Raw genomic sequence first — 21,905 nt, 5'->3', positions numbered from 1 at the left:
GCGCGTGCCGCCCGACCAGGGGTCGGGGGCGTCACTCGGCGTCCAGGTCAGACCTCGAGGACCTGGCGGCCGTTGTAGGTGCCGCAGACGGAGCAGGCGGCGTGCGGCAGCTTCGCCGACTTGCACTGGGGGCAGGCCACGGTCGCGACCACGGTCGCCTTCCAGTTCGCCCGGCGGGCGCGGGTGTTGCTGCGCGACATCTTGCGCTTGGGGACGGCCACGGTTCCTACTCCTCTTTACGGTTCAGTTGCGACAGGCCCGCCCAACGCGGGTCGATCTGCTCGTGACTGTGGTCGGCCGGCAGATCGTCCCAGTGCACCCCGCATTCGGGGCACAGTCCTGGGCAGTCCTCCCGGCAGAGCGGGTTGGTCGGCAGCGTGAGCACCACCGCGTCCCGCAGCGCCGGCTCCAGGTCGATCAGATCGCCCTGCATCCGGCCCACCTCGTCCTCGTCGGTCGTGGAGTCCGTGGTGCTGTTCTCGTACGCGTACAGCTCCTGGACCCGCACGGCCAGCGAGTCGTCGATCTCGCGTAGGCAGCGACCGCACTCGCCCCGGACGCGACCGCTGACGGTCCCGGAGACGAGCACGCCCTCGGACACCGACTCCAACCTCAGGTCGAGGTCGAGGTCCGCGCCCTGCGGCACGGCGATCATCTCGCCGCCGAGGTCCGCCGGTGCCGGCACCACCCGCTTGACCGTACGCAAGGCTCCAGGCCGGCGCGGCAGCTCCCTCGTGTCGAGGACCAGCGGCGACCTGGGGTCGAGTGTCGAAGGCGTGTGTTTGGGCATAGTCAGACTCCGGCCGGTGAGAGGCCGACAAAAGAGGTTACCTGGGCGACCGCCGGACCGTCGAACCGGGGGCGACGCCCGCCCCGTCTGCCGGCTGGTGAGGTGCCGCTCAGAAGGGTAGCGGGCGTTCCGCCTCCTCCCCACCGAAGGTGCCGATCTCCCGCAGCGCGTGCATCTTGTCCCGACCGCGCTCGATCGAGGCCAGCGCCCGGGTGAGGAACTGCTCGAAGTTGGCCAGCGCGGTGTCGACGTAGTCGTCGACCTCCTCCCGCAGGCGCTGCGCCTCGGCGCGGGCCTCGGCGATGATCCGCGCACCCTCGTGCTCGGCGGAGACAGTGATCTCGTTCACCGAGACCAGCCGGGCGTGTTCCGCCTCACCCTCGCTGATGATCCGGTCGGCCTCACGCTTGCCGGCCTCCATGATCTTGTCCCGCTCCTCCAGCAGCGCGGCGGCCCGGCGCAGGTCGGCGGGGAGTTCGGCGCGCAGCTCGTCGAGGACCGCGATGAACTCGCCCCGGTCGACCATGCAGTTGTTGCGCGACATCGGGACGGAGCGGGCCTGCTCCACCATGGCGATCAGTTCGTCGATGCGATCGAGCGGGTCCACCGGTACCTCACTCCTGTCGTTCGTCGGGCCGATCTACATGATGCGGGCTACGGCCGGTTTCCCGCTCCACACATCATGTCGCGCCCCGACCACAGCGCGCCGCTCACCCCGGCCCGGCGCGTCGCGGTGCGCCACGGCGCCATCCCCGCCGGGCACGGCGCCGGCGGGGTGGTGGCGGGGCGGTCGGCCCCGGGCGATCAGTCGCGCGGCGGCCGGACGAGCCGGGCGCTCAGCTCCTCGCGGACCCGGTCGGGCACGTGGGCGGAGATGTCGCCGCCCCACTTCGCCACGTCCTTGACCAGGCTGGAGGAGAGGAACGAGTAGAGCGGATTGGTCGGCATGAACAGGGTCTCGACGCCGGCCAGGCCGATGTTCATCTGCGCCATCTGCAACTCGTAGTCGAAGTCGCTGACCGCCCGCAGGCCCTTGATCAGTACGCTCGCCTGCTGCGCCCGACAGAAGTCGACCAGCAGGCCACGGAACGACTCGACCCGGACGTTGTCGTAGGAGGCGGTCACCTCGCGGAGCATGTCGATCCGCTCCTCGACGGTGAACAGGCCGCTCTTCGACTGGTTGACCAGCACGCCCACGATCACCTCGTCGAACAGCCGGCTCGCCCGGCCGACGATGTCGAGGTGCCCGTTGGTGACCGGATCGAACGAGCCGGGACACACCGCACGTCTCATGATCGGCGACCGTACCAAAGGGTCGTCTCACCGTAGCGCCGGCTGCGCTCGCCGGTGATGCCCTGCACCCACCCGACCGGGCCCGTACGGCTCGACCGTTCCACCACCACCAGGGCGTCCGGGGCCAGCCAGCCGCCGTCGACCAGCGCGACGAGCATCGCCGTGATCTCCGCGTCCGGCACCGCGTAGGGCGGGTCGGCGAAGACCACGTCGTACGGGTCGCCGTCCGGGCCGGCCGCCAGCACCGTGGCCACCCTGCCGGTGACCAGCCGGGCGGCCGGGGCGGCGCGCAACGTCGCCACGTTCTCCCGGACCACCCGGGCCGCCCGGGGGTCGGACTCCACCAGCAGCACGTGCGCGGCCCCCCGGGAGAGGGCCTCCAGACCGACCGCGCCGGAGCCGGCGTACAGGTCGGCGAAGCGGGCGCCGGCCAGGTCGACCTCGGCCTGCACGGCGCTGAACAGCGCCTCGCGCACCCGGTCCGACGTGGGCCGCGTGCCCGCGCCGGGCGGCGCGGCGATCCGGCGCCCGCCGAGGGTCCCGGCCACGATCCGGGTCACCGTCTCCTCCTGCTCATGAGCACGACGCTACGCGACGCGCGGGCGACCGGCGCGGACACGGCACGTGCCTCCGACCGACCCGGACGACCACCCTCCGTATATCGATGATCTCGCATTCATAACAACATCCTCGGTCTTTGCTGTGCGCTGTGCCGCGCGCGGTGATCTCGCTAGGGTCTGCCGGTGCCGGCGGGTCGCCCGCCGGCCCGACGGCACGAGGGGGCGCCCGCATCGCCGCGCGCGCTCGGTGGAGCCGCCCGATCGCCCCTTGCGTGCCGGTCCTCCGACGCTTCCTCACACCCCGGGAGTACGCGTGATCCGTCCCCCGCTGTCGCCGCGGCGACCGCTCACCGTGGCAGCCGCCGCCCTGGCCGGTCTCGTCACGGCGTTCGCGGTCTCGTCGCCGGCGATCGCCACCAACCCGTCGCCCTCGGCCTCGGCGAGCGCGACCACCTCCGCCCCCACCCCCCTGCCGACCCGGTCCGCCACCCCCCAGGAGCCGACCTGCGTCAGCGCGGCCGACGCGCGCTACACGCACACGTTCGACGGGGCCCGGGGCGAGGCGTCGATCACGCTGACCAACGGCCCGCTCTGCGAGGGCGAGAAGCAGGACTTCGCCCTGGTGTCCTACGTGGCGCCCTCGGCGAAGTTCGCCGTGCCGCAGTACCTGTTCGACAAGTCCGTCAAGGCGTTCGCCCCGGTGCCGGACGGCGGGATCGGCACCGTCGCCAAGCTGGAGTTCAAGGTCGCCGTACCGACCTGCTTCACGCAGGTCGACTTCGTCTTCGGCAGCGAGGTCATCGACCCGCTGGTCGAGGGCGGCAAGCGCTACGACAACCGCAAGGTCGGCAGCCCCGCCGGCATCGGCGCCCGCTCCGAGGGCCCGGCCGCCTGGTACAACGGCGGCAAGGGCACCTGCGTGGCCGAGCCCGCCGTCGAGGCCACCTACGACTGCGACGGCACCGCCCGGCTCACCCTGGTCAACCGGGGCAACGTGGCGGCGGTCTTCGCGATCACCGGCAGCGGCGAACTCGCCGAGAAGGTCACCGTGGCGGCGGGCAAGTTCGAGACCCTCGAACTGACCGCCCCGCAGGCCAAGGAGATCACCGTCGCGGCCGAGGGCATGGAGACCTGGAAGGGCGGCTGGAAGCAGCCCGAGGACTGCCAGCAGCCCGAGGTCGGGGAGCCGGAGACCTCCTACGACACCACCTGCGACGAGCTGATCCTCACGGTGGCCAACCCGAAGGACGGCGTCAGCCTCACCTCGACGTTCACGCCGAGCACCGGCCAGCCGAAGACGGTGACCTTCGAGCCGGGCAGCACGAAGACCGTGACGTTCCCGGCCGCCGAGGGGCTCAGCGTCGTCGTCACCGGTGACCTGGAGTCGGCGAAGCCGATCGCGTGGACCGCCCCCGAGGGCGGCTGCGACGACGGCGGCGAGGGCGGCGAGGGCGGCGGCCTCCCGGTCACCGGCGCGGCGGCCGGCGGCATCGCCGCCGGCGCGGCGGCCCTGCTCGCCCTGGGCGCGGTGCTGTTCGTCGTCGCCCGCCGGCGTCGGGTGCGCTTCACCGCCTGAGCCGAACCGGGCTGACCCTTCGAGGGCGCGTCGACCGTTCGGTCGGCGCGCCCTCCCCGTTCGGGGGCCGGGGCCCGTCGCCGCCGGCCGACCCGGCGGTCAGGCGCTCGGGGCGCCGACCCGGCTCGGCGACGGACCGCCGCTGCGGGACACGCCGCACGGCGACCGCGGCGAACTCCACCCGGGCCGGGGCCCTCGTCGGAGGTGACCAGCAGCACGTCGTGGTCGAAGCGGCGGGCGGTGGCCCGCGTCAGCCCTTCTCCAGGTACTCCGCGCGCTCCTCGTCGACCAGGGCGGCCACCGACGCGGCCAGCGCCGGGTGCCGGGCCAGCTCCGGGTCCTCCTCGACCAGGGTGATCGCCTCGGCGCGGGCGTCGCGGATCAGGTCGGCGTCGCGCAGCAACGAGAGCAGCCGCAGGTGCGAGCGGCGCCCCGACTGGGTGGCACCCAGCACGTCGCCCTCCCGGCGCTGCTCCAGATCCAGCTCGGCCAGCTTGAACCCGTCGGTGGTGGAGGCCACCGCGTCGAGCCGCTCCCGCGCGGGCGTGCCCTCCAGCGCCTCGCTGACCAGCAGGCAGAGCCCCGGGGCGGACCCCCGACCGACCCGGCCGCGCAGCTGGTGCAGCTGGGAGACGCCGAACCGGTCGGCGTCGAGCACGATCATCACGGTCGCGTTCGGCACGTTGACGCCGACCTCGACCACGGTCGTGGCGACCAGCACGTCGAGGTCGCCGTCGGCGAAGGAGCGCATCACCGCGTCCTTCTCGTCGGTCGGCAGCCGCCCGTGCAGCACGCCGATGCGCAGGCCGTGCAGCGGCCCCTCGGCGAGCAGCGGCGCGACCTCGGTGACCGCCATCGGCGGCCGGCGCCCGTTGTCGTCCTCCGACGGCGGCTCCTCCTCGCTCGCCGGCCCCTCGCCGATGCGGGGGCAGACGACGTACGCCTGGTGGCCGGCGGCCACCTCCTCGCGCACCCGGCGCCAGGCCCGGTCCAGGAAGGCCGGCTTCTCGGCGACCGGGACCACGTGCGAGGCGATCGGCGAGCGGCCCTGCGGCAGCTGGGACAGCGTGGAGGTCTCCAGGTCGCCGTAGACGGTCATCGCCACCGTGCGCGGGATCGGGGTGGCCGTCATCACCAGCACGTGCGGGGGCTGCTCGGCCTTGGCGCGCAGCGCGTCGCGCTGCTCCACGCCGAAGCGGTGCTGCTCGTCGACCACCACCAGGCCGAGGTCGGCGAAGTCGACGCCCTCGTAGAGCAGGGCGTGGGTGCCGAGCACGATGCCGGCGGCGCCGCTGGCGACCTCGGTCAGCGCCCGCCGGCGGGCCACCGCGCCCAGCGAGCCGGTGACCAGCTCGACCCGGGTGGCGTCGTCGGCCGCGCCCAGCTCGCCGGCCCGCCCGAGCGGCCCGAGCAGGTCGAGGATGCCCCGGTGGTGCTGCGCGGCGAGCACCTCGGTCGGGGCCAGCAGCGCGGCCTGCCCGCCCGCGTCGACCACCTGGAGCATCGCGCGCAACGCGACCACCGTCTTGCCGGAACCGACCTCGCCCTGCAGCAGCCGGTGCATCGGGTGGGCCGTGGCCAGGTCCGCCGCGATCTCCACCCCCACGTCGCGCTGGCCGGGCGTCAGCTCGTAGGGCAGCCGGGCGTCGAAGGCGTCGAGCAGGCCGCCGGGCCGCGCCGGGCGGGGCCGGGCCGGCGAGGCGGCGGCGCGGTGCTTGCGCTGCACCAGGGTGAGCTGCACGGCGAACGCCTCGTCCCACTTGAGCCGGTGCCGGGCCCGGTAGAGCGCCTCCTTGCTGGTCGGCCTGTGGATCTCGCGCAGCGCCGTGCCGATGCCGCCCAGGTTGCGGCTCGCCCGCAGGGTCGCGGGCAGCGGGTCGTCCGGCGCGGTGAACGTGTCCAGCACCACCCGGACGCAGCGGGCGATCACCCAGGTGGGCACGGCCGCGGCGGCCGGGTAGACCGGGATCAGCGCGCCCGCGAACTCCTCGATCTCCTCGTTGGCCGCCGCCTCGCCGTCGCCGCCCTCGCCGAGCAGGACGTATTCCGGACCGTTGAGCTGCCGCCGGCCCCGGAACTCGGTGACCTTGCCGGCGAAGAGCCCCCACCGGCCGGGACGCAGCTCACGCTCGCGCCAGGCCTGGTTGCCGAAGAAGGTCAGCGTCAGGGTGCCGCCCGAGCCGTCGCCGACCGTGACCTCCAGCAGGTTGCCCCGGCGCTGGCGCATCGGGCGTACGGCGGTGCGCTGCACCTGGGCCAGCACGGTGACCTGCTCGCCGACGTCGAGCGAGCGGATGTCGGTGTGCTCGCCGCGCTCGTCGTAGCGGCGCGGGAAGTGGTAGATCAGGTCGCCGGCGGTGTGCAGGTCGAGGTGCCCGGCGAGGGCCTTCGCGGTCTTCTCGCCGACCAGCTTCTTCAGCGGCGTGTCCATCGTGGACGGCTCGGACGTCATTCGACCCCCACCAGGAGCGGATAGTGCGGTTGCCCACCCGGGTAGGCCTGCACCTCGACGAACGGCCAGCGCCGACCGACGTGCTCGCGGACCGCGTCGGCCAGCCCGGCGGGGGCGTCGGCCCCGGAGAGCAGCGTCACCAGCTCGCCGCCGCCGCCGAGCATCCGGTCGACCACGGCGGCGCAGGTGTCGGCCAGGTCGGCGCCGATCAGGTGCACCTCCCCCTCGACCAGCGCCAGCACGTCGCCCGGGCGGCACGGGCCGGCCACGGTCAGCGCCTCGCGGCGGGCGTAGCAGACCTCGGCGTAGCGGCAGGCCCCGGCCGCCTCGGCCATCGCGATCACGTCGTCCTCGAAGCGTCGCCCCAGGTCGCGCACCGCGAGGGCGGCCAGCGCCTGCACGGGCGAGCGGGTCGGCACCACGCTGACCTTGATGCCGAGCGCGTGCGCCTCCCGGGCGGCGGCGCTCGCCACCGCCTGCGTGTCGGGGTCGTTGGGCAGCACCACCACGCGGGCCGCCCCGGTGACGCGGATCGCGTCCACCAGCTCGCCGATCGACGGGTTGCCGGGCACCACCGTCGCGCCCTCGCCGGCGAAGAGCCCGGCGATGCCCGCGCCGGTGGCCACCACCACGGCGGCCCGCCCGTCCGCGGCCACGGCAGGCGGCACCGGTGCGAGCTGGTCGGCGAAGCGGGTCACCGAGATCCGGTGCGGCCGGCCGGCCACCACGCCCGCCTCGATCGCCGCGCCCACGTCGTTGACGTGCACGTGCACGTTCCAGGTGCCCGTGCCGGCGCTGCCGTCGCCGACGACCACCAGCGAGTCGCCCAGCGCGGCCAGTTCGGCGCGCAGCCGGGCCACCTCCTGCGGCCCGGCGTCGAGCAGGTACTGCACCTCGTACGCGTACTCCTCGGAACCGGTCTCGCGGACGGCGGTGGCCGGCGGACGGACCGGGCGCGGCGCGGGCGCGGGCGCGGGCCGCTCGGGGCTCTCGCCGGTCACGACCTCGACCAGGGCGTCGAGCAGCAGGCACAGACCCCGGCCGCCGGCGTCCACCACGCCGGCCCGGGCCAGCGCCGGGAGCTGCTCGGGGGTGCGCGCCAGGGCGTGCGCCGCCCCGCCCGCCGCCGCCCGGGCCACCGCGCACAGGTCGTCGCTGTCAACGCACCCGGCGGCGTGCGCCGCGGCGGCGACGACGCTGAGCAGCGTGCCCTCGACGGGGCGGGCGACCGCGGCGTAGGCGGCGGCCGTGCCGTCGCGCAGGGCGGCGGCCAGCTCGCGCCCCCGCACGGCCGGCACGGCGGCCACGGCGTCGGCGAAGCCGCGCAGGATCTGCGACAGGATCACCCCCGAGTTGCCCCGCGCGCCCAGCAGCGCGCCCCGGGCCATCAGCCGCAGCGCGTGCCCGTGCGCGGTCGGCCCGTCCTCGGGGAGGGTGCCGAGGTCCATCGCGAGCGCCTGCTGGGCGGAGGTGAGGGTGAGCACCATGTTGGTGCCGGTGTCACCGTCGGGCACCGGGTAGACGTTGAGGTCGTCGATCTCGCCCTGGTGACGCTTGAGCGCGACCAGCCCGCCCGCGCACCAGCGGCGGACCGCGGCGGCGTCGAGGGTGTCCAGCACGGCGAGAAGCCTACTGGCGCGCACCGACACGCGCCGGGGTCGCCGGCACTCGCGCGGCGTGTCCGGCCGTCCGCGCGCACCCGCCGTCCGCGTGGCCCGTCCCAGCGCGGCGACGACGCAGGGGCCGGTACGGTCGCGCCCCTGCCGGGCGCGACGCGTCGGGCCGGCGGGCGCACGGGAGCGCGGCGAGGGCGCCGGCTCGGGCCGCCGTCCGGGGCCGGTTGGTCGGCACCCGGGCCATCGGGTAACCTGGCCAGGTTGCCCGGGCTGCGCCTGGCGGCGACCTCATGAACGTTTCAATCCCAGGAGTATCCCGTGGCTAGCGTGTGCGACGTCTGTGGCAAGGGACCGGGCTTCGGCCACAACGTGTCCCACTCGCACCGGCGGACCAACCGCCGCTGGAACCCGAACATCCAGTCGGTGCGTACCCCGGCCGGTGGCGGCAACACCAAGAAGTTGAAGGTCTGCACCTCCTGCATCAAGGCGGGCAAGGTCACCCGCGCCTGACGCGGTAGGCCCCACCCCTCATCACTCGTCATTGCCGGCGGGCCGTCACGGCCCGCCGGCTCTGTCGCGTCCGCCGGCCGACGCCTCCGCGGCGCACGGCGGGCGTGCAGCGCGACGCGTCGCGGCGCCCCGGCGACGGCCGGAGCGGCCCGCGACGGGGCCAGCGCGTCCGGGGGCGGGTCAGAGCGTCCGGGCGAAGGAGATGCAGCCCGGGGCGTCGCGGTAGAAGCCGAAGTTCGGGATCCGCTCATAGCCGGCCGCCGTGTACATGGCGATGGCCTCGGGCTGCTTGTCGCCGCACTCCAGGACGATCCGCTTGCGCCCGTGCTCCCGCGCGGAGCGCTCCACCGCCGCCAGCACCGCCCGGGCCACGCCCCGGCCCCGGGCCGCCGGCGCGGTGTACATCCGCTTCAGCTCGGCGGTGTCGCCCTCGTCACCGTGGCTGCGCCAGCCGCCGCAGCCCACCGGCTCGCCGCCGAGGTGGGCGACGAGGAAGGCCCCGGCGGGCGGCTCGAACTCGCCCGGGTCGACCGGGGTCTCGTCGCCGCTGCCGCCGTACCGGGCACCGAGGTCGGCCAGGGCGGCCCGGATCAGTCGCCGCGCCACCGGCGAGTCGAAGCGCTCGGCCCGAATCTCGATCTCACTCACGCAGTAAAGGCTACGACTCTGGTCGGCCCTTACCGGAAGTGGTCCCAGCCAGCGGGTCCGTCGTACGGGCGCCCGTCGACCGTCACGCCCGAGCCCTCCGCGACCCGCCCGATCGGCCGCCAGTCCGGCGGCAGCGCCACCGCCGACGGGAAGGTCGCGGCCAGCGCGTGGTCGTCGCCCCCGGCGAGGAGCCAGGAGTACGGGTCGACGCCGAGCGCCTGGGCGGCGTCGCGCATCTGCCGGGGCACCTCGAAGGCGTCCCGGCGCACGTCCACCGCGACCCCGCTCGCCTTCGCGACGTGCCCGACGTCGGCGAGCAGCCCGTCCGACACGTCGATCATGGAGGTGGCGCCGAGCCGGGCGGCGTGCGGCCCCGCCGCGTAGGGCACCTCGGGCCGCCGGCAGGCCTCCACCAGCAACCGGGGCGTACGGAAGCCCCGGGAGAGCACGGTCAGCCCGGCCGCCGCGTACCCGATGCGGCCGGCCAGGGCCAGCACGTCACCGGGCCGCGCGCCGGAGCGCGTCACCGGCGGCCGGCCGCCCAGGTCGCCGAGGGCCGTGACCGCGATGGTCAGCGTGGGGCTGGCCGACATGTCCCCGCCCACCACGCTCGCGCCGACCTTCGCCGCCTCGGCGGCCAGCCCGTCGGCGAGCTCCTCGGCCCAGCCGGTCTCCAACTCCGGCGGCATGCAGAGCGCCACCAGCAGCGCGGTCGGCTGCGCCCCCATCGCGGCGATGTCCGCCAGGTTCGCCGCCGCCGCCCGGTGGCCGACGTCACGCGCGCCGGACCAGTCCCGCCGGAAGTGCCGGCCCTCCACCAGCACGTCGGTCGAGGCCACGACCCGGGCGTCCGGGGCGGCCACCACCGCCGCGTCGTCCCCGGGACCGAGCAGAACCGTCGATCCGTACGACAACCGGGCGGTCACCCGGTCGATCAGGCCGAACTCGCCGACCCCCGCGACACTCATACCGGCCCTCCGCCGCGCTCGCTCACCGCTTCTCCTCGACCACCGATAGGGATCAGACCTGGTCCGTAAGGTACTTTCTCCCTTCGGGCCGCCCCGCAGGCGGCGACGGACGGAGGTCGAGTCGTGGTACAGGCGTACATCCTCATCCAGACGGAGGTCGGCCGCGCGCGCGACGTGGCCGGTCTCATCTCTGACCTTGCCGGCGTGGTACGCGTCGACGCCGTCACCGGGCCGTACGACGTGGTCGTGCTCACCGAGGCGAACACCGTCGACGAACTCGGCAAACTCATCGTCAGCAAGGTGCAGATGGTGCCCGGCATCACCCGCACCCTCACGTGTTCGGTGGTGCGCCTGTAAGTGGACAAGATCACTGACTCTCCCGTGACCGATTCCGACCAGCCGGACGAGGTGGCCCCCGACCGGCCGGCCCGCGACCGGACGACCCGGGGCGCCGCGCTGATCGCGACGCTGATCGCGCTGCCGGTCACCGTGCTGGTGGGCGCGCTCGCGTTCACCCAACTCTCCCCCGACGAGCGGGCCGAGCCGGCCGCCACGCCGAGCGCGACCGCCACGAGTGTCGGCCCGCGCTCCACCGCCCCGGTCGAGATGGCCGCGCCGGCGCTGGCCGAGCGCCCCGCCACGGTCTGCCGGGCCCTGCTCTCCCAACTGCCGGCCACGGTCAACGACCTGCCGCAGCGCCCCGTCACCGCCGGCCCGGAGCAGAACGCCGCGTACGGCGATCCGGCGCTCACCGTCGCCTGCGGTGGCACGGAGCCGGCCGTCGGCGACACGGACGACGTCTGGACGGTCAACAAGGTCTGCTGGTACGCCACCGAGCAGTCCGACGCCACCGTGCTCACCACCCTGGACCGGGAGACCGCCGTCACGGTCCGCGTGCCGCGCTCCTACGGGCAGGCGTTGCAGTGGGTCGCGCCCGTCTCCGACACCATCGTGGCCTCGGTACCCTCCGGCGGCGACGCCCCGAGCGGCTGCCGGAACTGACCGACGCTCCCCGGCCCACCGTGCCCCGGGGGCACTGCGGAAAAGGGCCCGTTCCCCGCGCCGTGCGGGAACGGGCCCTTTTCGCTGCCGCTGTCAGTGCAGGCCCACGCCGCGGTGCAGGGCGGTGCGGATGAGGCGGTGGACCAGCTTCGGGTACTCCAGGCCGGAGGCCGCCCACATCCGGGGGAACATCGACGTCGGCGTGAAGCCCGGCATCGTGTTGATCTCGTTGAGGTAGACGTCCAGGTCGGGGGTGACGAAGAAGTCGACCCGGGCCAGCCCGGCGCAGTCGAGCGCGGTGAAGGCGCGGACGGCGTACTCGCGGACCTGGCGGGTCACCCGCTCCGGCAGGCCGGCGGGGATGTCGTACTCGCAGGCGGACTCGGAGTCGATGTACTTCGCCTCGAAGTCGTAGAAGTCGTAGTCCCCGACCACCCGGACCTCGGCGAGCACGGAGGCCTCCGGCGCCCCGCCGGCCTCGCCCTCCAGCACGCCGCACTCGATCTCGCGGCCGACGATCGCCCCCTCGATGAGCACCTTCGGGTCGATCTGCCGGGCGGTGGCGACCGCCGCGTCGAGGTCGGCCCAGTCGTCGACCTTGCTGATGCCGAACGACGAACCGGCCCGCGACGGCTTCACGAACACCGGCAGGCCGAGCCGCTCCTTGTCCGCCTCGCTCAGCGTCATCCCGTTGCGCAGCACGGCGTACGGGCCGACGGGGATGCCCTCGGCGGCGCAGAGCTTCTTGGTGAACTCCTTGTCCATGGCGGCGGCGGAGGCGAAGACGTTCGCCCCGACGTACGGGATGCCGGCCATCTCCAGCATGCCCTGGATGGTGCCGTCCTCGCCGTACGCGCCGTGCAGCACCGGGAAGACCACGTCGACGTCGGCGAGCGCCCGGGGCCCCTCGGTGGGGTCGAGCACCATGAGCCCGTTGCCGGTCGGGTCGGCGCGCAGCACGATGTCGGTGCCGGAGTCGGCGGTGATCTCCGGCAGCCGGCGCGCGTCGATCGCCAACTGCCCGGGGTCGCCGCTGGTCAGCACCCACCGGCCGGCCCGGGTGATGCCCACCGGCACCACCTCGAACTCGTCCGGGTCGAGGGCGCCGAGAACGCTGCCGGCGCTGACGCAGGAGATGCCGTGCTCCGGGCTGCGGCCGCCGAACACGATCGCCACGCGGGTCCTGCCTGGGGTGGTCACTGCGTCACCTCTTCGTACGCGACTGCTCCGGTCGTGGCGCTCACCCGGTTGACCTTACTGTGCGTGGCGGGCGCCGGATGCCGATACCCGGGGAGAGCCGAGCCGTGGCGGCATTCGGTCAACAAAGGATATACGTAGCGTTACCACGCACCCGGCGATGCGGGGCGGTGACGGCGCCGGGCGCCCACTACGCTGCACGTCCTATGAGCGCTGATCCCCTCATCGAGTCCCTGTCGGCGGCGCTGGACGCCCGCCCCGACGACCTGCCGCTGCGGCTGCACCTCGCCGCGCTGCTGCTCGACTCCGGCCGGGCCGGGGAGGCGATCGCACAGGTCGGGCAGGCGCTCGCCCGGGATCCGGGCAGCGCCGAGGCGCAGGCGTTGATGCAGCGGGCGCTGGCGGGCCCCGTACCGCCGCCGCCCCCGGCGGATCCGCGACCGCCGGCGCGGCGCGCGGCGCCGGACGGGCCCGGCGGCGCCGCCGCGACCGCCGACCACGATCCCCTCGCGGCCTACGAGCAGGAGCTGGCCGACGTGGTGCCGCCGCGCTTCGCCCGCGCCGGCGACGAGCCGGAGCCGGTGGCGGGCGACGCCGACCGGGTGTACGACGTGGAGTCCTCCGGCATCCGGCTGGCCGACGTGGGCGGTATGGCTGCGGTCAAGGAGCGTCTGGAGCTGGCCTTCCTCGGCCCGCTGCGCAACCCGGAGCTGCGCAGGATGTACGGCAAGAGCCTGCGGGGCGGCCTGATGCTCTACGGCCCGCCCGGCTGCGGCAAGACGTTCCTGGCCCGGGCGGTCGCTGGGGAGATGGGCGCGAAGTTCATCTCCCTGTCCATCGTGGACGTGCTGGACATGTGGATGGGCAACTCGGAGCGCAACCTGCACGAGCTGTTCCAGGCGGCCCGCCGCAACGCGCCGTGCGTGCTCTTCCTCGACGAGGTCGACGCGCTGGGGCACAAGCGTTCACAGGTCGGCTCCAGCTCGATGCGGACGCTGGGCAACCAGCTGCTGGCGGAGCTGGACGGGATGGAGGGCAGCAACGAGGGGGTCTTCGTGCTGGCAGCCACCAACACCCCCTGGGATGTCGATCCGGCGCTGCGCCGGCCCGGGCGGCTCGACCGGGTGGTGCTGGTGCTGCCGCCCGACGCCGAGGCGCGCCGGTCCATCCTGGAGTACCACCTGCGGGAGCGGCCGATCGCGGGGATCGACCTGCGGAAGATCGTCGCGGCCACCGAGGACTACTCGGGCGCCGACCTGGCCCACCTCTGCGAGACGGCCGCCGAGTTCGCGATGGCCGACTCGGTACGCACCGGCGAGGTGCGGATGATCGAGCACCGGGACCTGGAGCGGGCGGTCAGGGAGGTCCGGCCGTCGACGAAGCCGTGGATGGCCACCGCCCGCAACGTGGCGATGTTCGCCAACGAGGGGGGCGTCTACGACGATCTGGTGGCCTACCTGAAGCGGCGCAGGATGCTGTGACGCTCCCTGCGGCTCCCAAACGGGACCGCCGCCTGACGGGACCGCCGCCTGACGGGACCGCCGCCTGACGCCGGACGGCCCGGCGGGGCGCCGGGCCGCGCCTCCCGCCGGGCCGGGCCGCCTGCCGGATGATGTTCCGCCCGGCGGGGCCGTCTCCGTCGACCGCACCGCGGGCGGCGTCAGCCGCGCGCGTGCCGCCGGCCGATGGCGATCACCTTGACCCGCTGCCGGCCGGCCCGCACCATGCCGAGCGCCATGAACGCGCCCGCGATCCGGTCGGCCGCCTCCCGGCTGCTCGCCCCGACCACCTGACGGCGCCGCTCGGGGCAGTTGCGTTCGTCGCGGCCGGCGCTCTCGGTCGGCCGTACGTCGGTGAGCACCACCAGGAACCGCGTCATCGGAGCCCGCCGGCGCGGTCGGCGCGGGTCTGTCGAGCAGTACGCACGTCGAATCCCTTCCGGCGAGCGGGCCACGGGGCGTGGCACGCGGCGATCGGGTACGGGGGAGAAACCCGATCGCCGCGCGCCCCATCCCCTCCGGTCACTCACCACCACCGTCGCCACGACAACCGGCGGTGAGGACGCGATGACAGACTGACATGTATACAGCCATGAATGCAACTCTCATCGGCGTTCTCTCATCTACACCTTCCCGGAAAGATGTGCGACGATCGATGCATGGCTCCCAAGACCGCCCGTGCCCGGCGACTGGGCATCGCGCTGCGTACCCACCGGGAAGCCGCCGGCCTCACGCTGGAGGCGGCGGCGGACGAGATCAGCAGCACCCGCAGCACCCTGTCCCGCTACGAGAACGCACAGACGCTGGTCAGCCCGGCCACCGTGCGCGCCCTGCTCACCCTCTACGGCGTCGGCGCGGACGAGGTCGCCGCCGCCGTTCAGCTCGCCAAGGACGCGCGCAAGCCCGGCTGGTGGGTGTCGTACTCGTACCTGCTGGACCGGCGCACCATCGACTTCATCGCGCTCGAGGCCGAGGCGACCGGCATCGCCAACTTCGAGCCGTCGGTGGTGCCGGGGCTGTTGCAGACCGCCGACTACATCCGGGGCGTGATGCGGGGCGGTCCGCACACCCTCGGCGACGACGAGGTGGAGCAGCGGGTCCAGTTCCGGCTGGACCGGCAGCAGCGGCTGACCAGCGACCAGCCGCCGATCCTGGACGCGATCATCGACGAGGGCGCGCTGCTGCGACCCGTCGGCGACCGGTCGGTGATGGAGGCACAGCTGCACCACCTGGTCAAGATGGGCGAGCTGCCCAACATCACCGTCCAGGTGATCCCGCTCGCCGCCGGCTACCACCGGGGCACCCGGGGCTCGCTGCACATCCTGGAGTTCGCGGACCCGGAGGACCCGATCATCGCCTCGGTGGAGACGGTGGCCGGGCAGATGGTCCTCGACCGGCCGGGCGACCTGCGTACCTGCACCAAGATCATGGAGCACCTGCGGACCGTCGCGCTCAGCCCGGCGGCCAGTCGCGACCAGCTCCTCCAACTGTTGAAGGGACGGTAGGACCATGACACCGACGATCAGCGCGGCGCTGGCCGTGGCGCGGTGGCGCAAGAGCAGCCGCAGCGGCGACGAGGGGGCGTGCGTGGAGATGGCGGTGCTCCCGGGAACGGTCGCCGTCCGCGACTCCAAAGACCCCGGCGGCCCCGCCCTGCTCTTCCCGCCGGCCGCGTGGGCCGCCTTCGCCGGGGCGCCGCCCCGGCACTGACCCCTCCTCCGGAAGGCGCCGGCGCGCCCGCTGACCAGGTCGCGCCGGTGCCTCGCCGGCGACGGTCCCACCGATGGGAGCCGGTGGGGCCGTCGCCCGGCGGGGTTCGGCCCCGCGCGACGACCGGCCGGCCGAACCGCCGGGCCACCGGAGCGCGCCCGCCCGACGGGGAGGCGGGCGGGTCAGCCCGCGACGACCGGGCGGGGCGCGGGACCCGCCCGCAGCGCCTCCAGCGCCGCGATGGCCACGCCCCGGGCGCCGGCCATGTCCCGCTCGGGCACCAGAGCGAAGGTCGCCGACGCGGCCTGCTCCTCCCGGAGCACCGTGTGCTCCCGCACCGTCGCGAGGAACCAGTCCCGGAAGTCGGGGGCGGCCTCCACCACCCCGCCACCGACGAAGTACGCGTGCGGATCGGTGAAGTTGGCCGCCACGGTGAAGAGCCGGCCCAGCGCCATCGCCTGCTGGGTGAACACCTCCCGGGCGAGCGCGTCGCCGCGCTCGGCGTAGCCACGGAGCAGCTTGGCCGCCCGCTCCGGCGCCTCGCCGGTCAGCGGGTGGTCGGGAAAGCGACCCAGCCAGTACGGCAGCAGGTTCCGCCCGATCGCGGTCAGCGACGCCACGCTCTCCGCGTCCCCCGCGAAGCCGCAGGCGCACGTGGGCACCGGCTGGTCCGGCGCGAGCAGCCCGGTCAGCGGGATGTGCACGTGCCCCAGTTCGCCGGCCATCCCCGCCGCGCCGGCGACCACCCGGCCCGCCTCGACCACGCCCCCGCCCAGTCCCGTGCCGACGATGGCCGACACGGACGAGCGGCGCATCGCCTCCGCGCCGAAGTACGTGTGGTGGGCGTAGAGCGCGGCGGCGTTGCCGTCGTTGTGGTAGAGCACCGGCAGGCCGAGCCGCCGCTCCAACGCGGTCCGCACGTCGTAGCCGCGCCAGGCGGGCTGGGAGAAGTTGGTCGACCCCCGGGAGGAGATCACCCCGGTGGCGCTCGCCGGCCCGGGCGTGTCCAGCCCGACCGCGCGCACCGCCGCGCGGGGCACCCCGGTCAGCGCCAGCACCCCGTCGAACGCGCGGGCCAGCGCCTCGATCGCCGCCGCCGGGCCGGCGCGTACCTCGCTCGGGTTCTCCACCAGGCCGTCCACCAGGAAGCGACCGTCCAGGGTGAGCACGGTGGCGTTGTTGCTGGTGCCCCCGTTGTCCAGCCCGACGACCACCGGCACGTCCGCACCGCCCACGACAACCCGCCTCCCGCCGCCACGCCTGACGTGAGGCTAGTGCCCCGCCCTCGGCCCCGCCAGGCAGCGCCGGGCGGTCCCATCGACGGGGCAGCTCGACAGCGCCACGACGCGGGCACGCCGGCCGGCCGGGTGCCCGCCCGCGACGGGCCGCAGGTCAGCCCGGGCGGCGGGCCGTGACGGCGACGGCGTCCCGCTCGTCGTCGCGGAGCACGGTGGGGTGCAGGCCCACGGCGGTCAGCGCCGCGCGCAGCGCGTCCACCTGGGTCTCCCCCGCCTCCACCACCAGGTGCCCGCCCGGGGCCAGCCAGCGCGCCGCGCCCTCGGCCACGCGACGCAGCACCGCCAGCCCGTCCGGCCCGCCGTCGAGGGCCACCGGCGCCTCGTGCAGCCGCGCCTCCGGCGGCATCAGCGCCACCGCCGCCGTCGGCACGTACGGGGCGTTGGCCAGCACCAGGTCCAGCCGGCCCCGCCAGCGCACCGGCAGCGGGTCGTACAGGTCGCCCTCGAAGACCGGGACGGCCAGCGGGGCGAGGTTGCGCCGGGCGCACGCCACGGCGGCGGGGTCCACGTCGGCGGCGGCCAGCCAGCGCGGCGCGAGCCGGCGGGCCAGGGCCACGGTGGTGGCGCCGGAACCGCAGCACAGGTCCACGACGGCCGCCGCCGGCCCGGTCACCGCGACGGCGGCGTCGACCAGCAGGGCGGTACGCGCACGCGGCACGAACACGCCGGGGTCGACGGCGATCCGTTCGCCGCAGAACTCGGCCCAGCCGAGCACGTGCTCCAGCGGCAGCCCGGCGACCCGGCGCTCGACCAGGTCGGCCAGCGCCTCGGCCGAGTCGGCGGCGGCGATCAGCAGCTCCGCCTCGTCCTCGGCGTAGACGCAGCCCGCGGCGCGCAGCCGGTGCACGAGGGCGGGCCGATCGGGGCGGAAGGAGAAGACGGTCATGGAGGACCTCCGGGCCCGGCGCGGGGTGTCAGCGGCTGGCGTCCAGCGCGGCGGCCACGTCGGCGACCAGGTCGACGGGATCCTCGACGCCGCAGGAGAGCCGGACAAAGCCGGGCGGGGTGTCGTCGCCCCACTGGGCCCGCCGGTCCGCCGTGGTGTGCAGGCCGCCGAAGGAGGTGGCGGCGGCCACGAGCCGGGCCGCGTCGAGGAACCGCGCCACCCGCGCGGCGTCGCCGAGGTCGAAGCAGAGCACCCCGGGAATCCGTCGCATCTGGACCGACGCCACCGGGTGGGCCGGGTCGCCGGGCAGCCCCGGCCAGCGCACGCCGGTCACGTCGTCGCGCCCCGCGAGCAGCTCGGCGAGGGCCCGCGCGTTGGCGGTCTGCCGGGCCAGCCGCAGGTCCAGGGTGGCCAGCGACCGGTGGGCGAGCCAGGCGTCGAACGCGCCGGGCACCGCCCCGGTGGCGTTCCGCCAGGCGGTGACCGCGTCGCGCAGCTCGGCCGAGCGCGTCGCCACGTAGCCGATCAGCAGGTCGGAGTGCCCCGTCAGGGCCTTCGTCCCGGAGGCCACCACGACGTCGGCGCCCAGGTCCAGCGGACGCTGCCCGAGCGGCGTGGCCGTGGTGTTGTCGACCGCGACCAGGGCGCCGGCGGCGCGCGCCCGGGCGGCCAGCGCCGCCACGTCCGCGACGTCCAGGCCCGGGTTGGCCGGGGTCTCCAGCAGCACCAGGCGTACGCCGTCGAACGCCGGGTGCGGGCCGGCGGTCGGGGCGAGGAGCACCCGTACGCCGATGCCCTCCAGCGTGTCGGCGGCGAAGGCCCGGACGGAGAAGTAGCCGTCCGACGGCAGCACCACGGTGTCGCCCGGCCGCAGCACCGTCAACAGCAGCCCGGTGATCGCGGCCTGCCCGCTGGCGAAGACCCGGCAGTCGCCGCCCTCCAGCTCCCCGACCGCCGCCTCCAGCAGCCGCCGGGTGGGGTTGTCCGGCCGGCCGTAGCCGTCGGGCGCCGCCGCCGGCCCCGCCCACGGGTCCAGGTGGTACGGCGCGGCGAACACCGGCCCGGGCAGGAACGGCTGGCCGGGGGCCGGCTCGGGCAGGCCGGCGCGGACGCAGCGGGTGCCGTCCCGGTCTTCGGTCATGTCCCTCACTCCGGCTTGGTGGTGCGGCTCATCAGGGCCTCGACGGCGAGTCGCGGGTCCATGCCCTCGTGGCAGACCAGCTCGACCTGCTCGGTGATCGGCATCTCCACCGCGTGCGCGCGGGCCAGGTCGCGCAGGGCCAGCGCGCTCTTGACGCCCTCGGCGGTCTGCCGGGTCGCGATGCGGGCCTCCTCCAGGGTCGCGCCCCGGCCGAGGTGCTCGCCGAAGGTGCGGTTGCGGGCCATCGGCGACGAGCAGGAGGCGACGAGGTCTCCCATCCCGGCCAGGCCGGCGAAGGTGAGCGGGTCGGCGCCCAGGGCGACGCCGAGCCGGGCCGTCTCGGCCAGTCCCCGGGTGACCAGCATGGCCCGGGTGTTGTCGCCGAAGCCCATCGCCACGGCGATGCCGTACGCCAGGGCGATCACGTTCTTCACCGCGCCGCCCAGCTCGCAGCCGATGACGTCGTCGTTGGTGTACGGACGGAAGTAGGGCGTGGTGATTGAGCGCTGCACCAGCGTGGCCCGGTCGGCGTCGGTGCAGGCGACCACGGTGGCGGCGGGCTGCTCGGCGGCGATCTCCGGGGCCAGGTTGGGGCCGGAGACCACCACCACGCGGTCGGCGGCGACTCCGGCGGTCTCCACGATCACCTCGCTCATCCGCCTGGTGGTGCCCAGCTCGATGCCCTTCATCAGCGACACCAGGGTGGCGTCCGGATGCAGGTGCGCAGTCCACTCGGCCAGGTTGCCGCGCAGCGTCTGCGACGGCACCGCCAGCACCACCTGCTCGGCGCCGGTGATCGCCTCGGCGGCGTCGCCCGTCGCCGTGACCCGCGACGGCAGCAGCACGTCCGGCAGGTACTCCGGGTTGCGCCGCTCGGCCCGGATCGTGTCGGCGACCGCCTGACGGCGGGCCCAGACGGTGACGTCCCGGCCGGCGTCGGCCAGGATCTTGGCGAACGCGGTGCCCCACGAGCCGGCCCCCAGGACCGCGACGTGCCCGCTCACGCCGCCGCCCCCGGCCGCCGCCGCTCGCCGGCGGGACGGGCCGGGCGTTCCCACAGTGGGGGCGGGGTGCCGCCCCGGATCTCGGTGAGCATGTCACGAAGGCGCAGCATGATGGTGTCGGTCATCTCCTCGAGGACGGCCTTCGTCGGAGTCGACCCGGCCCACCGGCCCAGGTCGATGGGGGGCCCGGCGACCACGGTCACCGGGATCCGGGGGCGCGGGTCCAGTCGGGACCGGCGCGGGTCGAACATCCGCTCCGGGCCCCACATGACGAGCGGGACCACCGGCGCCCCGGTGGCGAGCGCGAGCCGGGCGGCACCGGTCTTGCCCTTCATCGGCCACAGCTCCGGATCGCGGGTGATGGTGCCCTCCGGGTAGATCACCACGGCGCCGCCCTGGTCGAGCGCGGCGACGAGGTGGTCCAGCGACCGCACCGCCTCCACGGTGTTGCGCTCGACCGGGATCTGCCGGCACCGGTGCAGGATCCAGCCGATCACCGGGACCCGGAACACGCTGGCCTTGCCGAGGAACTGCGGCCAACGGCCGGAGTCGTAGACGAAGTGGGCCGCGACGAGCGGGTCGGCGTGCGAGATGTGGTTCGGCACGATGATCACACCGCCGTCGCCGCGCAGGTGCTCCATGCCGCGCCAGGTGCGCCGGGTCCAGACGGTCATCACCGGTTTGACCAGCACCACGGCGAACCATTGCCAGAACCCCAGCCTCGGCCGTGCCACCCGCGCCTCCTCGTGCCGCCCCGCCCCGCACCGGATCCGCACCCGGTGACGCCCCGCAGCGGAAATCATGCCTGCTCGACCCGGGTCCGGCCAGAGAGGGTACCGCCGTGCGGCTGGCAGGATGGCGGTGTGAGTCAGCCGAGGTGGACCGTGGTGGTCCCGGTGAAGCGCCTCGCCGCCGCGAAGAGCCGGCTGCGGGGGGCGCTGCCGGCCGTACCGCACGAGGAGTTGGCGCTGGCCCTGGCCGCCGACACGGTCGCCGCGGTGCGGGCCTGCCCGGCGGTCGCCGGGGTCCTCGTCGTCACCGACGACGCCCGCGTGGCCGAGGCCGCCCGCCGGGCGGGCGCCCGCGCGCTGCCCGACGCCCCCGACGCCGGGCTGAACGCCGCCTTCCGGCACGGCGCGTCGGCCGCGGGCGGCGGCTGGGTGGCCGGGCTGACCGCCGACCTGCCCGCGCTGCGCCCGGCCGAGCTGGCGGCGGCGCTGCGGGCGGCGCAGGCGGCCCCCCGGGGCGTACGCCGGTTCGTGGCCGATGCCCCCGGCCGGGGCACCGTACTGCTGGCCGCGCCGCCGGGCGTGGCCCTGGATCCCCGCTTCGGGGTCGGCTCGGCCGCCGCGCACGCCGCGAGCGGGGCGCTCGCCCTCACCGGGGACTGGCCGAGCCTGCGCCGGGACGTGGACACCGCCGACGACCTGGCCGCGGCGGCCCGGCTCGGGCTGGGGCCCCGCACGGCCGCCCTGGCCGCCGCCGGCTGCGCGGCCTGAGGGGCGTGTAGCGTGCGGGGCATGCAGGGCACGGTGGCCACCTACGACGCGGCGACCCGCAGCGGGACGCTGCTCCTCGACGACGGAACCGAGCTGGCCTTCCCGGCCCGGGCGTTCGATGCCTCCGGGCTGCGGCTGCTCCGCCTCGGTCAGCGGTTGCGCGTCGAGACCGACGCCGCCGGTGAGGTGGTCCGGGTGACATTGCCGACGATGGCCTGAGCGGCTGGCCGAAGTTCATTTTGCGTTAACCGCATCC

Annotated in this window: 25 protein-coding genes; 9 read left to right on the top strand and 16 right to left on the bottom strand. The window is 75.1% G+C overall.

Going from position 1 to position 21,905, the window contains the following annotated elements:
- Positions 1–47: 47 nt before the first annotated feature.
- The 5 genes from rpmF to rsmD form a co-directional block, all read right to left on the bottom strand.
- Complete coding sequence (rpmF, locus tag AC5L34_RS11160) at positions 48–221, bottom strand: 50S ribosomal protein L32 (RefSeq protein WP_018786309.1); 174 nt, start codon at positions 219–221, stop codon at positions 48–50.
- Between the two features lie 5 nt (positions 222–226).
- A complete protein-coding gene (locus AC5L34_RS11155; protein ID WP_089001570.1) occupies positions 227–790 on the bottom strand; it encodes a YceD family protein in 564 nt (187 codons plus the stop codon).
- Positions 791–899: 109 nt separating this feature from the next.
- Complete coding sequence (locus AC5L34_RS11150; RefSeq protein ID WP_357876005.1) at positions 900–1,397, bottom strand: SPFH domain-containing protein; 498 nt, start codon at positions 1,395–1,397, stop codon at positions 900–902.
- A gap of 197 nt (positions 1,398–1,594) precedes the next feature.
- A complete protein-coding gene (coaD, locus tag AC5L34_RS11145) occupies positions 1,595–2,083 on the bottom strand; it encodes a pantetheine-phosphate adenylyltransferase (protein WP_089001572.1) in 489 nt (162 codons plus the stop codon).
- Complete coding sequence (gene rsmD / locus AC5L34_RS11140; protein WP_101414560.1) at positions 2,080–2,643, bottom strand: 16S rRNA (guanine(966)-N(2))-methyltransferase RsmD; 564 nt, start codon at positions 2,641–2,643, stop codon at positions 2,080–2,082. Before rsmD ends, coaD begins: the two co-directional genes overlap by 4 nt.
- Positions 2,644–2,956: 313 nt before the next feature.
- On the opposite strand from rsmD, the gene AC5L34_RS11135 reads away from it, so the two are divergent.
- Positions 2,957–4,219 carry a hypothetical protein gene (locus AC5L34_RS11135; RefSeq protein ID WP_494824754.1) on the top strand — a complete coding sequence of 421 codons (1,263 nt, stop codon included), beginning with the start codon at positions 2,957–2,959 and terminating at the stop codon, positions 4,217–4,219.
- Positions 4,220–4,469: 250 nt separating this feature from the next.
- On the opposite strand, the gene recG is transcribed toward AC5L34_RS11135, so the two are convergent.
- Entirely contained in the window at positions 4,470–6,671 is a 2,202-nt protein-coding gene (gene recG, locus AC5L34_RS11130) for an ATP-dependent DNA helicase RecG (RefSeq protein WP_494824752.1), read from the bottom strand.
- Positions 6,668–8,290, bottom strand: a complete 1,623-nt coding sequence (locus AC5L34_RS11125) for a DAK2 domain-containing protein (protein ID WP_494824751.1) — start codon at positions 8,288–8,290, stop codon at positions 6,668–6,670. Before AC5L34_RS11125 ends, recG begins: the two co-directional genes overlap by 4 nt.
- Positions 8,291–8,605: 315 nt before the next feature.
- Between AC5L34_RS11125 and rpmB the strand changes: the two genes are divergently transcribed.
- Positions 8,606–8,797, top strand: a complete 192-nt coding sequence (gene rpmB / locus AC5L34_RS11120) for a 50S ribosomal protein L28 (protein WP_011905179.1) — start codon at positions 8,606–8,608, stop codon at positions 8,795–8,797.
- A gap of 180 nt (positions 8,798–8,977) precedes the next feature.
- Here rpmB and AC5L34_RS11115 read toward each other — a convergent pair whose 3' ends face one another.
- Complete coding sequence (locus tag AC5L34_RS11115; RefSeq protein WP_089001577.1) at positions 8,978–9,445, bottom strand: GNAT family N-acetyltransferase; 468 nt, start codon at positions 9,443–9,445, stop codon at positions 8,978–8,980.
- Positions 9,446–9,474: 29 nt separating this feature from the next.
- On the bottom strand, positions 9,475–10,413 hold the full coding sequence (locus AC5L34_RS11110; protein ID WP_363621339.1) for a thiamine-phosphate kinase: 939 nt from the start codon (positions 10,411–10,413) through the stop codon (positions 9,475–9,477).
- A 123-nt stretch (positions 10,414–10,536) separates the two neighbouring features.
- On the opposite strand from AC5L34_RS11110, the gene AC5L34_RS11105 reads away from it, so the two are divergent.
- Entirely contained in the window at positions 10,537–10,770 is a 234-nt protein-coding gene (locus AC5L34_RS11105; protein WP_089001579.1) for an Lrp/AsnC ligand binding domain-containing protein, read from the top strand.
- Positions 10,771–11,415 carry a DUF3515 family protein gene (locus tag AC5L34_RS11100; protein ID WP_441175383.1) on the top strand — a complete coding sequence of 215 codons (645 nt, stop codon included), beginning with the start codon at positions 10,771–10,773 and terminating at the stop codon, positions 11,413–11,415. It abuts the gene before it with no gap.
- Positions 11,416–11,508: 93 nt separating this feature from the next.
- On the opposite strand, the gene AC5L34_RS11095 is transcribed toward AC5L34_RS11100, so the two are convergent.
- A complete protein-coding gene (locus tag AC5L34_RS11095; protein WP_494824747.1) occupies positions 11,509–12,615 on the bottom strand; it encodes a D-alanine--D-alanine ligase family protein in 1,107 nt (368 codons plus the stop codon).
- 203 nt (positions 12,616–12,818) lie between these two features.
- Here AC5L34_RS11095 and AC5L34_RS11090 point away from each other — a divergent pair, with 203 nt between their 5' ends.
- Positions 12,819–14,093 (top strand): ATP-binding protein, encoded by a 1,275-nt coding sequence (locus AC5L34_RS11090; protein WP_494824745.1) that lies wholly within the window; start codon positions 12,819–12,821, stop codon positions 14,091–14,093.
- 179 nt (positions 14,094–14,272) lie between these two features.
- Here the strand turns inward: AC5L34_RS11090 and AC5L34_RS11085 are convergent, their stop codons facing one another.
- Positions 14,273–14,491 carry a hypothetical protein gene (locus AC5L34_RS11085; RefSeq protein WP_101414550.1) on the bottom strand — a complete coding sequence of 73 codons (219 nt, stop codon included), beginning with the start codon at positions 14,489–14,491 and terminating at the stop codon, positions 14,273–14,275.
- Positions 14,492–14,770: 279 nt separating this feature from the next.
- Here AC5L34_RS11085 and AC5L34_RS11080 point away from each other — a divergent pair, with 279 nt between their 5' ends.
- Positions 14,771–15,616, top strand: a complete 846-nt coding sequence (locus AC5L34_RS11080; RefSeq protein WP_089001584.1) for a helix-turn-helix domain-containing protein — start codon at positions 14,771–14,773, stop codon at positions 15,614–15,616.
- Positions 15,617–15,620: 4 nt separating this feature from the next.
- Positions 15,621–15,821, top strand: coding sequence for a DUF397 domain-containing protein (locus AC5L34_RS11075; RefSeq protein ID WP_363621348.1), 201 nt, complete (start codon positions 15,621–15,623; stop codon positions 15,819–15,821).
- Between the two features lie 182 nt (positions 15,822–16,003).
- On the opposite strand, the gene AC5L34_RS11070 is transcribed toward AC5L34_RS11075, so the two are convergent.
- The 5 genes from AC5L34_RS11070 to AC5L34_RS11050 form a co-directional block, all read right to left on the bottom strand.
- Entirely contained in the window at positions 16,004–17,056 is a 1,053-nt protein-coding gene (locus tag AC5L34_RS11070) for an ROK family protein (RefSeq protein ID WP_441175386.1), read from the bottom strand.
- Positions 17,057–17,213: 157 nt separating this feature from the next.
- Entirely contained in the window at positions 17,214–18,005 is a 792-nt protein-coding gene (locus AC5L34_RS11065; protein WP_494824742.1) for a putative protein N(5)-glutamine methyltransferase, read from the bottom strand.
- Positions 18,006–18,033: 28 nt separating this feature from the next.
- On the bottom strand, positions 18,034–19,146 hold the full coding sequence (locus AC5L34_RS11060; protein WP_494824740.1) for a cystathionine gamma-lyase: 1,113 nt from the start codon (positions 19,144–19,146) through the stop codon (positions 18,034–18,036).
- Between the two features lie 5 nt (positions 19,147–19,151).
- Positions 19,152–20,150: an NAD(P)H-dependent glycerol-3-phosphate dehydrogenase gene (locus AC5L34_RS11055; RefSeq protein ID WP_441175389.1), complete on the bottom strand. Its 999-nt coding sequence runs from the start codon at positions 20,148–20,150 to the stop codon at positions 19,152–19,154.
- Positions 20,147–20,884 (bottom strand): lysophospholipid acyltransferase family protein, encoded by a 738-nt coding sequence (locus AC5L34_RS11050; RefSeq protein ID WP_494824738.1) that lies wholly within the window; start codon positions 20,882–20,884, stop codon positions 20,147–20,149. The genes AC5L34_RS11055 and AC5L34_RS11050 overlap by 4 nt, the downstream gene beginning before the upstream one ends.
- Positions 20,885–21,013: 129 nt before the next feature.
- On the opposite strand from AC5L34_RS11050, the gene cofC reads away from it, so the two are divergent.
- Together cofC and AC5L34_RS11040 are read left to right on the top strand one after the other, a co-directional pair.
- Complete coding sequence (gene cofC, locus AC5L34_RS11045; protein ID WP_441175391.1) at positions 21,014–21,649, top strand: 2-phospho-L-lactate guanylyltransferase; 636 nt, start codon at positions 21,014–21,016, stop codon at positions 21,647–21,649.
- 21 nt (positions 21,650–21,670) lie between these two features.
- On the top strand, positions 21,671–21,868 hold the full coding sequence (locus AC5L34_RS11040; protein ID WP_199184673.1) for a cold-shock protein: 198 nt from the start codon (positions 21,671–21,673) through the stop codon (positions 21,866–21,868).
- Positions 21,869–21,905: the final 37 nt, after the last annotated feature.

It is taken from the genome of Micromonospora sp. ZG13, from assembly GCF_059359355.1.
This window is presented reverse-complemented; position numbering and strand designations above follow the sequence as displayed.

Coding starts and splice junctions, on each gene's coding strand:
- AC5L34_RS11110 (WP_363621339.1), bottom strand. CDS start 10,413: ATGAGTGTCGCGGGGGTCGGCGAGTTCGGCCTGATCGACCGGGTGACC.
- AC5L34_RS11155 (WP_089001570.1), bottom strand. CDS start 790: ATGCCCAAACACACGCCTTCGACACTCGACCCCAGGTCGCCGCTGGTC.
- coaD (WP_089001572.1), bottom strand. CDS start 2,083: ATGAGACGTGCGGTGTGTCCCGGCTCGTTCGATCCGGTCACCAACGGG.
- AC5L34_RS11085 (WP_101414550.1), bottom strand. CDS start 14,491: ATGACGCGGTTCCTGGTGGTGCTCACCGACGTACGGCCGACCGAGAGC.
- AC5L34_RS11090 (WP_494824745.1), top strand. CDS start 12,819: ATGAGCGCTGATCCCCTCATCGAGTCCCTGTCGGCGGCGCTGGACGCC.
- AC5L34_RS11080 (WP_089001584.1), top strand. CDS start 14,771: ATGGCTCCCAAGACCGCCCGTGCCCGGCGACTGGGCATCGCGCTGCGT.
- recG (WP_494824752.1), bottom strand. CDS start 6,671: ATGACGTCCGAGCCGTCCACGATGGACACGCCGCTGAAGAAGCTGGTC.
- AC5L34_RS11075 (WP_363621348.1), top strand. CDS start 15,621: ATGACACCGACGATCAGCGCGGCGCTGGCCGTGGCGCGGTGGCGCAAG.
- AC5L34_RS11060 (WP_494824740.1), bottom strand. CDS start 19,146: ATGACCGAAGACCGGGACGGCACCCGCTGCGTCCGCGCCGGCCTGCCC.
- AC5L34_RS11065 (WP_494824742.1), bottom strand. CDS start 18,005: ATGACCGTCTTCTCCTTCCGCCCCGATCGGCCCGCCCTCGTGCACCGG.
- AC5L34_RS11040 (WP_199184673.1), top strand. CDS start 21,671: ATGCAGGGCACGGTGGCCACCTACGACGCGGCGACCCGCAGCGGGACG.